Origin of the sequence: Faecalibacterium prausnitzii, assembly GCF_003287405.1 — a bacterium.
Taxonomy (GTDB): Bacteria; Bacillota; Clostridia; order Oscillospirales; family Ruminococcaceae; genus Faecalibacterium; species Faecalibacterium intestinale.
Genome location: NZ_PRLD01000001.1, coordinates 295,384 through 307,768 on the forward strand (window position 1 = coordinate 295,384; position 12,385 = coordinate 307,768).

Sequence of the window (12,385 nt, forward strand, 5' to 3'; positions counted from 1 at the left end):
GGATCTGTTTATACTTCCTGATGCTTTACGATTTCATGTGTAGTCTCCACCTGCTGGCCGTACAGACCCACGCCGTCTACCTCTATCTCGCCTACCTGATTATCGCAGGGGTCGGCGCGGAAGGAACACATGGGCGGGTCGAAGGGAGCGCAGATGTCGCTGTTGGCCACCATGCGGTCGGTATCCAGATTGCCGAAGTAGTGCAGACGCATCTTCTCGTTGCCCGCACGCGCCATAGACGCACCGGCAGAGCAATCGGCGTACATCCAACCCTTGGGCGCGATGTAGAACATTGCCCAGTCGTGGCAGCCGGCTGTCTCCGGCCGTGCCACCATGCCGCTCTGCCACTTGGCCGGGATGCCTGCAATGCGGCAAAGGGTGATAAAGGTAGCAGCCATCACGCCGCAATCGCCCCGGCGGCTGCGGGCGCAGTTATCGGTGATGTTCTCGTGCACAAAATACATGGGCTGGAAGTGGTAGTGCACGTTCAGGGTGACAAAATCATAAATGCGCTTTGCCTTCTGCACCGGGTCGGTGATGCCCTCGGTCAGCTGCGCAGCCAGTGCCTTCATATAGGGGGTAAAGGCGATGTGGGGCAGCTGCTCGGCGGTGTCGAAATCCGGCTGCACCGGGTCGGCGTGCATTTCCAGCGGGGCGGCGTAGTGCGCGGTGCTGCGGTAGCTGTACTGTGCCCCAAAGCGGCAGTTCTCGGCAAGGTCTGCCTCCCAGTATGCGGTGCGCTGGGGTGCAGTTTCCGGGGCGATATAAGTGGGCTGCACGGTAAAGCTGTCCAGCGTGATATTACTCTGCGCCGGGCAGGCAGCGGGCAGCGGCAGCCACACCTTGACGTGCACGGTGTCTCTGCCTTCGGCCTTTGCGGCGGCAAGGGCACGGGCAAAGGTCTCATCGGTCATGCCGATGCTGGTGCGCAGGGTGATGTCTGCACTGACTGCACCGGTGCGCACCATCTGGTCGTGCTGGGGCTCAAAACGATCCCAGCTGCGCTCCGGGACGGGCGGGTCCAGCTGACGGGCAGCAAGGTCGGGATGGGTGGCCACCAGCGTTTCGGCAGCGCGGTAGATGTAGCGCTTCTGGCCTTCCACAAAGCGCCAGTCCATCTGACCGGCAGCATCCAGCGCGGCGAACTCCTCGGCGGTAAAGTCCCGCAGGGTGGCTTGCAGCTGGTTCAGCAGCTGCTCGGCGGTGAGAGTGTAGTCCTGCGGCAGACGGCGCAGAATTTCCCGGTGCGCCAGCAGACCCTGCCGCCATGCATCCACGCCGTGTGGGGTGGGGTTTACCGGCAGCGCACCCTGCGGGTGCAGGGGCTGGTTCTGGCTGGCAGTCCAGTCCTCGGCCAAGCAGGCATCGATGCGCGCAATGGCGGCATCGTAGTAGCCCGCCTCCTTCAGGCGGCGGATATCGTCCGGCAGCTCCATGTTCAGGTATGCAAAACAGGTATTCCAGTCCTTCATATTCTCTACTCCTTTTCCCACAGCAGAATGCCGCGCCCTGCATACGGCTGCATCTGCCAGTACAGATGCGCCGCTCTGTGCATTCTTGTCCCTTTATTGTATCACAAATGAGGGGGATGTCAAAGCAATTTCTGTGCAGTCCGCTTCTTGTACCATCCGGCAAATTCTGCTATACTGGAATTTATCCGGGAGTGGAAAGAGAATGCGGGCAATTTTTGGCCCGCCGAGGATGAAAGTATGGATAAGATCATCATTCGGCCTATGACGCCGGAGGACTGGAGCACGGTCTCCAGAATCTATGTTGAGGGCATTGCCACGGAATACGCAACCTTCCAGACCGAATGCCCACCCTACACCGCGTGGGACGCTTCCCACACAAAGGAGTGCCGTCTGGTCATTCTTTCCGGCGGAGTGCTGGCGGGGTGGTGCGCCCTGCACCGGGTAGATCCCCGCTGGTGCTACCGGGGCGTGGCTGAGGTAAGCATTTATGTAGGCGAGCAGTTCCGCGGGCACGGGCTGGGCATCCAGCTGTTGAGCGCCCTGTGCGCCGCTGCCGAAAAAGCCGGGTACTGGACGCTGCAATCCACCGTTTTGCAGGACAACGCCGCCAGCCGTGCGCTGCACGCCAAGTGCGGCTTCCGGCTGGTGGGACGCCGGGAACGCATTGCGCGGGACTGCCACGGCCGCTGGCTGGACACCTATCTGATGGAGCGCCGCGCCGCCGCAGACGAACCGGAGGGGTTCAAAAAGCTGTGACCAGCCGCTTGGCGCAGAATTATTTTTATTTGCAGAGGGGGAAAATCTGCGGATTTTCCCTGTCTGCCTTTTCACGGCGTATATAGTATAAAGCAGAAGGAGCCGCTGCACTTTTTGGGTGCAGCGGCTCCTGTTATTTGCAATAATTCAATTTTACCACTCGTCGTATTCGCCGTCGGCGTTTTTGGCGGCAGCCACACGGCTGTGCTTGAACATACTTTCCACCACAGCACAGTACTTATCGGCAAGGCAGACGATAATGGCCTCGCGGCAGCTGGGCACATGACGGAAGGTCAGCGGCCACATATGGCTGGAAATGATGCTCTGTTCCTTTTTGGTGATATGGAACACCTGTTCCGCATTGACGCAGGCACGACCCGGGTGGGAGAAGCCGTGCATCTCGAACAGGCGGCGGATGCCGTGGAAGGTGCCTTTTTTGTGCCAGTCATACAGGTAAAAATCGTGCAGGAAAGCTCCGACAGCCAGTGAGGTCTCGTCTGCACCCAGATGCAGGCGGTGGTTCAGCCAGCAGCTGACCAGCACCACGTTCTTGCAGTGCTGATAGGTGGTAACGTCCCCGTGCTGGATGAACTCCCGCATCTGCTGCACCTTGGGGTTCTGATCGTATTTTTCCAGAATGGCATAAAGCTGTTCGCGTTCCGTAACAGAAAGCTGCATGAGCAAAATTTCCTTTCAACTCAAAATGTCAGGAGCGGAGCTGCACCGGGTTGGAATTGCCGAAGTTTTCGGCCTTGGAGGGGTTTGCCCGCTTGAGGGTCAGATCCACCAGATACTGCTTGCCATCGCCCAGTTCTTCCAGCTGAGCAAGCTTTGCATTGGCAGCGGCTTCGTCCGGGTACCACTGGATCAGGAAGAAGTTTTCCGCTTCCACCCCGTAGTACAGCCAGAAGCCATCTGCCCGCAGCAGATCGTCCAGATGATCCACCTCTTCGCCGTCCGGCAGGCCAAGACCTTCCTCTGCGTAGAGGTTTTCCGGCTCCACCTGCAGCATCTCAATGACCTGAATGGAGCTTTGCAGGTACTCGTCCTGCGAGGTGCTCTTATCCGAGCGCTCCCAGCCGGTGAGAAATGCCTGCATGAGCAGATCGCGCACCTTGATGCGCGGCAGTGTGGGATCCATAACCATTTTTGTTTCCTTCTTTCGTGGTTTTATCCCCGTTGGACAGTATACGGCATACGCCTGTGCAAGTCAACGGTTTATTTGTGAATTTTTTGTAGGTACGGCCAAAATTTACAAACGCTTTCCCTGTTTCAGTCGGTTATCTCAGGCGTGGAAGGAAAAGGTATCGTTCAGCCATTCCACCGCAAGCTTGACCCAGCGGTGGCGGTGGGTGCTGTCGGCGTCCACCTCCGGGGTGGAGATGCTGGTGCCGTGGCAGCCCTTTTCGAACAGGTGCACTTCGCATGGCACGCCTGCCTTGTGCAGGGCGTTCAGTAACAGTAGGGTGTTTTCCACCGGGACAGTTTCGTCCTCCATGGTATGCCAGACGAACGCCGGTGGTGTGGCGGGGGTGATCTTATCCTCCAGCGTAAAGCGCTGGTGGGCGGCAATATCCTGCGTACCGGTCAGCTGCACAAAGCTGTCCCTGTGGGCGTATTCCCCGGCGGTGACCACCGGGTATGCCAGCAGCAGGGCGTTGGGCCGCGGCTGGTCTGCCATGCCGGGGATCTCCCACACTGCACCGGACAGTGCCAGATGCCCGCCGGCAGAAAAGCCGCACAAAGCGATCTTATCCGGCAAAATATTCCACTGTTCTGCGTGCTGCCGCACAAGGCCGATGGCCTGTGCCAGCTGCCGCATGGGCAGCGCATCCCGGGCGCTCTCCCCTACTGCGTAGTGCAGTACCGCCGTGTGGTAGCCAGCTGCCGCAAATTGCAGCGCTACGGGGTCGCCCTCCCGGGGGCTGACGTGGGTATAGCCGCCGCCGGGCACCACCAATACCAGCGGGCGCTGCCGGAAATGCGGCATGGCCTCCACGCTCTCCCGCAGGTAGAGCGTCAGCGTACCGCCGCCGGTCAGTTCCAGTTGTTCAAGCTGCATTTACGCATCCTCCTTATAAAATCCGTGCCGTCCCTCCGGGTGCGCCGCAATAAATTCTGTGCACAGGTCTGCGCACAGGCGGCACAGCTCCGGGCAGGGGCGCTTTTTATAGTAATCTGCGGTGCGGTCCTCTGCCGCCGTGCCCCCGGCAGGGGCAGCACCCGCCTTTGCCAGCAATTCCCGGCAGATGATGCTGCCGCCGCCGTTGCGGGTGCGGTACTGCTCTGCCGCCTGTTGCACCAGTGCGTACATCCGGGATTTATCCTTGGGGTCGGCTGGGTCGGCATAGACCATGCTCAGCACGGTCACCACGCCGCAGAACGCCCCGCACACCTCCCGCATCCGGCCAATACCCGCGCCAAAGCCTGCGGAAAGGCGCAGCGCTGTTTCTTCGGTCAGGCCAAGCTGGGGTGCAAACGCCGCCACCACGCTCTGACTGCAATTATAGCCCTTTAAGAACCATGCGTAGGCGGCATCGCCCTGTTTTGACATTTTCTCACATCCTTCCGGCATACTCGCTCCATTATAGCACAGTCTGCGCAAAAGTGGGAAAGCTTTTCCGAAAAAATTTCGTCCTTCATATAAGAAACGATCCGGGCGCGCCGTTTCGTGCACCGGGGAGCAAATCTTTTACTTTTTTAACTTTTTATGAAAAGCCTTGATTTTCCCTGCAAGTCGTTGTATATTAGCACTCAGAAGTTATGAGTGCTAAGCAATCCGGCGTTTTGCCGGACACGGCGCACCAAATATGTGATAAAAGAGGTTTTGTATTATGGCCAAGAAAGAATTTCAGGCAGAGAGCAAAAAACTGATGGACATGATGATCAACTCCATCTATACCAATAAAGAGATCTTCCTGCGGGAGCTGATCTCCAACGCTTCGGACGCCATTGATAAGCTGTACTATAAGAGCCTGACCGACACCTCCGTGGGCATGAACAAGGGCGATTTTCGCATCCTCATCACCCGCGATAAGGAAAACCGCATCCTGACCGTGGAGGATAACGGCATTGGTATGACCAAGGAAGAGCTGGAGCAGAATCTGGGCACCATTGCTCACTCCGGCTCTCTGGATTTCAAAAAGGACAACAAGGACGAGAACATTGATATCATTGGTCAGTTCGGCGTGGGCTTCTACTCCGCCTTTATGGTGGCCGATAAGCTGACCGTCATCTCCAAGGCTTACGGCTCGGACGAGGCTTGGCAGTGGGAGTCCTCCGGTGTGGACGGCTACGAGATGACCCCCGCCCAGAAGGATACCGTGGGCACCCAGATCATTCTGCACATCAAGCCGGATACCGACACTGAGAAATACGACAACTTCCTGGACGAATACGGCATCGTGGCTATCGTGAAGAAGTACAGCGACTATGTGCGCTACCCCATCCAGATGGAACGTGAAAAGAGCCGTCAGAAGCCGGAACCGGACCCCAAGCCCGAGGACTACAAGCCCGAGTGGGAGACCTACACCGAGTTGGAGACCCTGAACAGCATGATCCCCATCTGGAAGAAGCAGAAGAGCGAAGTGACCGACGAGGAGTACAACAGCTTCTATAAGGATAAGTTCGGCGATTACGCCGATCCCGCCCGGGTCATCGTGAGCCGCACCGAGGGTACTGCCAACTACAACGCCCTGCTGTTCGTGCCCAGCCACCGTCCCTACGACTTCTACACCAAGGACTACGAAAAGGGTCTGGCGCTGTACGCTTCCGGTGTGCTGATTATGGAAAAGTGCGCCGACCTGCTGCCGGATTACTTCAGCTTTGTAAAGGGCATCGTGGACAGTCAGGACCTGAGCCTGAACATCAGCCGTGAGATGCTGCAGAAGGACAGCCAGCTGAAGCTGATCCACAATGCACTGGAAAAAAAGATCAAGAACGAGCTGCACGCCATGCTGAACAACGACCGTGCAAAGTACGAGGAGTTCTGGAAGGAGTTCGGCCGTCAGATCAAGTTTGGTGCTTATTCTGATTACGGTATGCACGCCGAGCTGCTGCGCGACCTGCTGCTGTTCTGGTCTGCCAAGGAGCAGAAGATGGTCACCCTGCAGGAGTACATCGACAAGATGCCCGCCGAGCAGAAGTACATCTACTTTGCCGCAGGCGACTCCACCGACCGTCTGGCAAAGCTGCCCTCCGCAGAGCTGGTGCTGGATAAGGGCTTTGACGTGCTGCTGCTGACCGAGGACGTGGACGAGTTCTGCCTGCAGATCCTGCACAGCTACCCCCGCAAGGATGCCGAGGGCAAGGACGGCACCGTGGAGTTCAAGAACGTGAACAGCGGTGATCTGGGTCTGGAATCCGAGGAGGAGAAGAAAGCCGCCGAGGATGCCACTGCTGAGAACAAGGCTCTGTTCGATGCCATGAAGGACGCTTTGAACGGCAAGGTGAAGGAGGTCAAGGTCTCCACTCGCCTGAAGGATCACCCCGTCTGCCTGAGCGCTGACGGCCCGCTGTCCATTGAGATGGAGAAGGTGCTGTCCAAGCAGCCCGGCAGCGAGGGCGTGAAGAGCGACAAGGTGCTGGAGCTGAACGTGAACCACCCCGTGTTTGCCGCCCTGAAGGCCGCACAGGAGGCTGGCGACACCGAGAAGCTGAACAAGTACAGCGCCCTGCTGTACGCACAGGCACAGCTGATCGAGGGTCTGCCCGTGGACGACCCCGCCGCTTATGCCGAAGCCGTTTGTAGCCTGATGAAGTAAACTTTTCGCGCACAGAAATACCCCCTTAACAAAAAGGCCGCGCTCCGCTATAATAGAGTGGAACGCGGTCTTTTATTTTTATCTTTCTGTGAAAGGAAATTTATTTCATGGAGCCGAGAAAACATTATTTTGCAAAGATCCCCACCATTGCCATCTTTATCGTGATGGCGATGTCCGGGCCGTTGGGGGTGCTGTTGTTTATCCTGAAAGGCATCGACCAGAAGGTGCAGAAGGAGGAGCAGGAAGCCGCCGCTGCCCGGGGCGGCTACCGCCCCGCCCCGGAACCTGCCTCAACGCAGAAAGCAAACGCATCCTATGGGCAGGACATCCCAACGGCAGAGCAGAAAAGCGCCAAACAGTGGCACAAGAATATTGCCACCCTCTGCACCATCATGGGTGCCGTTTTCCTGTTTGCCGGGGTGATGGATACAGTGGATATCATCGGTGCATGGCAGGTGCTGCCTGACCCCGGGGAGCTGTTTTCCGATATCGTCATGGCCATCGGCGGCGGCGGTGCGCTGCTGACCGGCCTGCGGATGAACCACACCCACAAGCTGGAGCGGCTGCTGGACAAGGTGGTAGGCGAACGGGATAACATCCCCCTGCCGGAACTGTTTGCCGCTGCCGGGGTGGACGCCGCCCGGGGACGTGCCGCCGTAAAAAGCGCCATCGAGCACGGATACTTCGGCGCGGATGCCTACATTGACAACCGCACCGACACGCTGGTGGTGCGGGGCGCGGCACCGCAGCCTAAAAAGCCCGCACCCGCTCCGACACCTAAAGCTCAGCCCGCCGCAGAGGACGAATACGCCGCTCTGCTGCGCCAGCTGCGGGAGGTGAACGATGCCATCCCTGACCCGGTGATGAGCCAGAAGATCTCCCGGCTGGAAGAGGTCAGCGGGCGTATTTTTGCGCTGGCGCAGAAGGACCCGGAGAAAAAGGCGCAGCTGCAAAAGTTTATGAACTACTATCTGCCCACTGCGCTCAAGCTGCTGAACACCTACGCCAGCCTTTCCCGGCAGGCAGTGGAGGGCACGAACATCACCGAAGCCAAACACAGCATCGAGCGCAGCATGGACCTGCTGGTGACCGCCTTTGAAAACCAACTGGACAAGCTGTTCCAAGCCGATGCACTGGACGTGAACGCCGACATTGCCGCACTGGAAGGAATGCTGAACCTTGACGGCCTGACCGGCAGCGAATTTACCCGCTGAACCACATCCCCGCACCCGATGGCTGCATCGGTGCGGGAATGTTTTTTTTGTGCAAAGTGCAATTTTCCATCCCGTCTTTTTTGGGCGCTGCGCTCAAAATTCCGGGATTTGTGTGCATTTATGCCAAGCATTTTGATTTGCCGGAAAAATTTTTATTTTATTTGTTCGGCAGCAGCTAATCGGGCTGCGCGGGTGTTTTTTGCAACTTTTCATCGAGATGCAACAATAACACATGGTTTTTTGCGTTGTGTTTGACTATTATAGAAGCAGCTACGGCAGCTGCGAACGGCTGCATCGACTTTTCCGATCATAATAGTAGGAGGAAATTTCCATGATGAAGTCCATTTCCACCTGGAAGCAGGAGCTGACTGAGGGCGCACACGCTGCGCGTCTGGCTGCGCTGTACTGCTGCACCCCCGACCAGACCCCTGCACAGGCAGCCCGCTATGCGGCTGTTCTGGACGGGTTAGAGACCACCTTCGGCGCACATACCGAAGCCGGTCTGTATAGTGCCCCCGGCCGCACCGAGATCGGCGGCAACCACACCGACCATCAGCATGGCCGTGTGCTGGCAGGCAGCGTGAATATTGATATGATTGCTGCTGCCGCCCCCAACAGCCTGAACCAGCTGCGCGTGCAGAGCGAGGGCTACGACCTGTGCGTCATCGACCTTGACGACCTGACCGCCCGCAAGGAGGAGGAGAACACCACCGCTTCCCTGCTGCGCGGCGAGTGCGAAGCCTTCCGTCAGCGCGGCGCAAAGCTTTCTGGTCTGGACGTGTACATCTCCTCCAATGTGCCCAAGGGCAGCGGCGTTTCTTCCTCTGCCGCCTTTGAGGTGCTGGTCGGTGTGATCTTGAACGACTGCTTCATGGCCGAAAAGGTCTCCCCCATCGCCATTGCACAGATCGGCCAGTGGGCAGAGAACGTCTACTTTGGCAAGCCCTGCGGCCTGATGGATCAGATGGCTTCCAGCGTGGGCAACATTATCACCATCGACTTTGCCGACAAGGCAAACCCTGATGTGGAGCCGGTGCAGGTGGACTTTTCCAAGGCCGGTCTGGCGCTGTGCATTCTGGACTCCGGTGCAGACCATGCCGACCTGACCGACGAGTACGCCGCCATCCCCAACGAGTGCCGCGCTGTGGCCGCTGTGTGCGGTGGCGAGGTGCTGCGGGACGTGCCCTTTGAGACCTTCCTTGCCAATATCCCGGCCTGCCGCAAGCAGTGCGGCGACCGCGCTGTGCTGCGCGCCTTCCACTTCTACGCCGATAATGACCGCGTGCCCCAGCAGGTAGCTGCCCTGCGCGAGGGCGACTTTGATGCCTTTTTGCAGATGGTGACTGCCTCCGGCGACAGCAGCTGGGAATACCTGCAGAACGTCATCCCCGCCGGTTACAAGGAGCATCAGGAGGTGGCTGTGACCATCGCCGCTGCCAAGCATTATCTGGGCGGTAAGGGCGCTGTGCGCGTGCACGGCGGCGGTTTTGCCGGTACGGTGCAGGCCTTTGTGCCGGTGGAGATGCTGGCAGACTTTAAAGCCAACATGGAAAAGATCCTCGGCGCTGGCCGCTGCCATGTGCTGAACATCCGTCCCGAGGGGGGTGCTGTGCTGTGATCTCCACCGCCATCCAGCAGCTCGTGAACTACGGGCTGGACACCGGGCTGATCCTGCCCGATGATGAGATCTATATCCGCAACCAGCTGCTGATGACCATGCAGCTGGACGACTTTACCGCCCCGGACAGCGAAGTGTGCTACACCGATCTGGAAAGCATCCTCAAGACCCTTGTGGACGATGCCGTTGCCCGCGGCGTGTGCGAGGACAACTCCACCGCACGCGATCTGTTTGACACCAAGCTGATGGGCGTGCTGACCCCGCGCCCCAGCATCGTGCGCGCAAACTTTGAGGAGCGGTACGAGAACGAGGGTCCGCAGGCCGCCACCGACTGGTTCTACAAGTTCAGTCAGGACACCGACTACATCCGCCGCTACCGTATCAAGCGCGACCTGAAGTGGGTCACCAAGACCGCGTACGGCGATCTGGATATCACCATCAACCTGTCCAAGCCGGAAAAAGACCCCAAGGCCATTGCCGCCGCAAAGCTTGCGCCCCAGAGCGCTTACCCCAAGTGCCAGCTGTGTGCGGAGAACGAGGGCTACGCCGGCCGCATGAACCACCCCGCGCGCGAAAATCACCGCATCATCCCGCTGACCATCAACGACAGCGCATGGAATTTGCAGTACAGCCCCTACGTTTACTACAACGAGCACTGCATCGTGTTCAACAATCAGCACACCCCCATGAAGATCGAGCGGGCGACCTTCCGCAAGCTGCTGGATTTTGTGGGTCTGTTCCCTCACTACTTTGTGGGCAGCAACGCTGACCTGCCCATCGTGGGCGGCAGCATCCTGAGCCACGACCACTTTCAGGGCGGCCATTATGAGTTTGCCATGGCCAAAGCTCCTATTGAAAAACCTTGGGTGTTCCCCGGCTTTGAGGACGTGGAAGCCGGTATCGTGCACTGGCCCATGAGCTGCATCCGTCTGACCTGTGCGGATGATGCACGCCTTGTGGAACTGGCCGATAAGCTGCTGGCTGCTTGGCGCGGCTACACCGACGAGAGCTGCTTTATCTTCGCCGAGACCGATGGCGAGCCCCACAACACCATCACGCCCATTGCCCGGATGCGGGACGGCAGGTATCAGCTGGACTTGGTGCTGCGCAACAACATCACCACCCCGGAGCATCCGCTGGGCGTGTACCATCCCCATGCCAAGCTGCACCACATCAAAAAGGAGAATATCGGCCTCATCGAGGTGATGGGTCTGGCTGTGCTGCCCAGCCGCCTGAAGCAGGAGCTGTTCGACCTTGCTGATGTGCTGGTGGCGCACCTGCCCACCGCAGAATACCCCGAAAGCCTGCAAAAGCACGCCGCGTGGGCGGAGGAGATCCTTGCAAAGCACCCGGAGCTGAACGCCGACAATGTGCACCTGATCCTGCAGGACGAGGTAGGCCATGTGTTCGCACAGGTGCTGGCAGATGCCGGTGTGTACAAGCTGGATGAAGCAGGCCGCGCCGGTTTTGTCCGCTTCCTTGAAAGCGTAAAATAAACCATAACCCCCAGGCTGTTGCACATATCATGGCGCAACAGCCTTTTTTAGAGCACAGCATCGAACAAAAGCACTTTTCCTTTGCTCTCCCCCTGTGAAAAAATCAATGGGAAAATCCGCAGATTTTCCCATTGATAAATTAAAATATTCATTCCGCTGAAAATGGCCAAAGCAGCGCGGCGGCCATTCAAAATCGTTTTTTGTAGATGGAGGTATCGCTATGCACTGCACTTTGGAAGTATGCGTAGACAGCACCGCCAGTGCGCTGGCGGCAAAACGCGGCGGCGCTGACCGGCTGGAGCTGTGCGCCAACCTTATTATCGGCGGCACCACTCCTTCCCCTGCCCTGCTGCGGCAGGTCAAAGCCGAGACCGGTCTGCCGGTGCGGGCGCTGCTCCGTCCCCGCTTTGGCGATTTCTGCTACGACCGCTACGAGCTGGCACAGATGGCTGAATGCGCCGCCGAGCTGGTAGCCGCCGGTGCCGACGGCATCGTGACCGGCGTACTGACCCCGGCGGGCGCGCTGGACTTAGACGCCCTGCGCCCCATCTACGCCGCAGCCCGGCAGGCGGCAGAAAAAGCACACCGCACCGTGGACTGCACCCTGCACCGCGCCTTTGATGTCTGCTGCGACCCCTTTGCCGCGCTGGAAGCCGCAAAGCAGCTGGAGCTTGCCACCATCCTGACCAGCGGACAGGCAGCAAGCGCCCCACAGGGCGCTGCCCTGCTGCGGCAGCTGGTGGAAGCTGCTGGACAGGAGGTGGAGATTCTGGTTGGTGCAGGCGTATCTGCCGCCAACATCCCTGCCCTTGCCGCCCAGACCGGTGCCCGGGCGTTCCACCTTTCCGGCAAGCAGGTGCTGGATAGTCGCATGACCTTCCGGCGGGAGGGCGTGCCCATGGGTCTGCCAGGCTTTTCCGAGTTTGAGATCTGGCAGACCAGCGAGGAGAATATCCGCGCCGCCCGCACCGCATTGGATGCGCTATAACTGCAAAACAAAAAGCTTCACCGGTCTGCCGGCAGTGGCTGTTTTCCATTACGTTCCCTCCCGTGAAAATGCAAAAAC

At 58.7% G+C, this 12,385-nt stretch carries 11 protein-coding genes; 6 read left to right on the forward strand and 5 right to left on the reverse strand.

Annotated elements, in window-relative coordinates; genetic code table 11:
- Nucleotides 1–8 precede the first annotated feature (8 nt).
- Nucleotides 9–1,472, reverse strand: coding sequence for a transglutaminase-like domain-containing protein (locus tag C4N24_RS01540; RefSeq protein WP_112090036.1), 1,464 nt, complete (start codon nt 1,470–1,472; stop codon nt 9–11).
- A gap of 237 nt (nt 1,473–1,709) precedes the next feature.
- On the opposite strand from C4N24_RS01540, the gene C4N24_RS01545 reads away from it, so the two are divergent.
- Nucleotides 1,710–2,228 (forward strand): GNAT family N-acetyltransferase, encoded by a 519-nt coding sequence (locus C4N24_RS01545; protein WP_112090037.1) that lies wholly within the window; start codon nt 1,710–1,712, stop codon nt 2,226–2,228.
- Nucleotides 2,229–2,381: 153 nt separating this feature from the next.
- Here C4N24_RS01545 and C4N24_RS01550 read toward each other — a convergent pair whose 3' ends face one another.
- From C4N24_RS01550 to C4N24_RS01565, 4 genes are all read right to left on the reverse strand, one after another.
- Complete coding sequence (locus C4N24_RS01550; RefSeq protein WP_112090038.1) at nt 2,382–2,906, reverse strand: HD domain-containing protein; 525 nt, start codon at nt 2,904–2,906, stop codon at nt 2,382–2,384.
- Between the two features lie 28 nt (nt 2,907–2,934).
- Nucleotides 2,935–3,375: a hypothetical protein gene (locus C4N24_RS01555; protein ID WP_112090039.1), complete on the reverse strand. Its 441-nt coding sequence runs from the start codon at nt 3,373–3,375 to the stop codon at nt 2,935–2,937.
- Between the two features lie 138 nt (nt 3,376–3,513).
- The gene (locus tag C4N24_RS01560) at nt 3,514–4,290 is read right to left on the reverse strand and encodes an alpha/beta hydrolase (protein ID WP_112090040.1); all 777 of its coding nucleotides are present in this window, start codon (nt 4,288–4,290) and stop codon (nt 3,514–3,516) included.
- Nucleotides 4,291–4,782, reverse strand: a complete 492-nt coding sequence (locus C4N24_RS01565) for a C-GCAxxG-C-C family protein (protein ID WP_097780156.1) — start codon at nt 4,780–4,782, stop codon at nt 4,291–4,293.
- 280 nt (nt 4,783–5,062) lie between these two features.
- Here C4N24_RS01565 and htpG point away from each other — a divergent pair, with 280 nt between their 5' ends.
- The 5 genes from htpG (at nt 5,063) to C4N24_RS01590 (ending at nt 12,307) form a co-directional block, all read left to right on the forward strand.
- Entirely contained in the window at nt 5,063–6,991 is a 1,929-nt protein-coding gene (htpG, locus tag C4N24_RS01570) for a molecular chaperone HtpG (RefSeq protein WP_112090041.1), read from the forward strand.
- A 107-nt stretch (nt 6,992–7,098) separates the two neighbouring features.
- The gene (locus C4N24_RS01575; RefSeq protein ID WP_112090042.1) at nt 7,099–8,205 is read left to right on the forward strand and encodes a 5-bromo-4-chloroindolyl phosphate hydrolysis family protein; all 1,107 of its coding nucleotides are present in this window, start codon (nt 7,099–7,101) and stop codon (nt 8,203–8,205) included.
- 331 nt (nt 8,206–8,536) lie between these two features.
- Nucleotides 8,537–9,823: a galactokinase gene (locus C4N24_RS01580; RefSeq protein WP_112090043.1), complete on the forward strand. Its 1,287-nt coding sequence runs from the start codon at nt 8,537–8,539 to the stop codon at nt 9,821–9,823.
- Complete coding sequence (gene galT, locus C4N24_RS01585; protein ID WP_112090044.1) at nt 9,820–11,319, forward strand: UDP-glucose--hexose-1-phosphate uridylyltransferase; 1,500 nt, start codon at nt 9,820–9,822, stop codon at nt 11,317–11,319. The genes C4N24_RS01580 and galT overlap by 4 nt, the downstream gene beginning before the upstream one ends.
- Before the next feature lie 220 nt (nt 11,320–11,539).
- Complete coding sequence (locus tag C4N24_RS01590; protein ID WP_112090045.1) at nt 11,540–12,307, forward strand: copper homeostasis protein CutC; 768 nt, start codon at nt 11,540–11,542, stop codon at nt 12,305–12,307.
- Nucleotides 12,308–12,385 lie beyond the last annotated feature (78 nt).

What these genes read in the sequence shown, in the direction of transcription:
- C4N24_RS01540 (WP_112090036.1), bottom strand. Translation starts at nt 1,472, where the DNA reads ATGAAGGACTGGAATACCTGTTTTGCATACCTGAACATGGAGCTGCCG.
- C4N24_RS01545 (WP_112090037.1), top strand. Translation starts at nt 1,710, where the DNA reads ATGGATAAGATCATCATTCGGCCTATGACGCCGGAGGACTGGAGCACG.
- C4N24_RS01550 (WP_112090038.1), bottom strand. Translation starts at nt 2,906, where the DNA reads ATGCAGCTTTCTGTTACGGAACGCGAACAGCTTTATGCCATTCTGGAA.
- C4N24_RS01555 (WP_112090039.1), bottom strand. Translation starts at nt 3,375, where the DNA reads ATGGTTATGGATCCCACACTGCCGCGCATCAAGGTGCGCGATCTGCTC.
- C4N24_RS01560 (WP_112090040.1), bottom strand. Translation starts at nt 4,290, where the DNA reads ATGCAGCTTGAACAACTGGAACTGACCGGCGGCGGTACGCTGACGCTC.
- C4N24_RS01565 (WP_097780156.1), bottom strand. Translation starts at nt 4,782, where the DNA reads ATGTCAAAACAGGGCGATGCCGCCTACGCATGGTTCTTAAAGGGCTAT.
- htpG (WP_112090041.1), top strand. Translation starts at nt 5,063, where the DNA reads ATGGCCAAGAAAGAATTTCAGGCAGAGAGCAAAAAACTGATGGACATG.
- C4N24_RS01575 (WP_112090042.1), top strand. Translation starts at nt 7,099, where the DNA reads ATGGAGCCGAGAAAACATTATTTTGCAAAGATCCCCACCATTGCCATC.
- C4N24_RS01580 (WP_112090043.1), top strand. Translation starts at nt 8,537, where the DNA reads ATGATGAAGTCCATTTCCACCTGGAAGCAGGAGCTGACTGAGGGCGCA.
- C4N24_RS01590 (WP_112090045.1), top strand. Translation starts at nt 11,540, where the DNA reads ATGCACTGCACTTTGGAAGTATGCGTAGACAGCACCGCCAGTGCGCTG.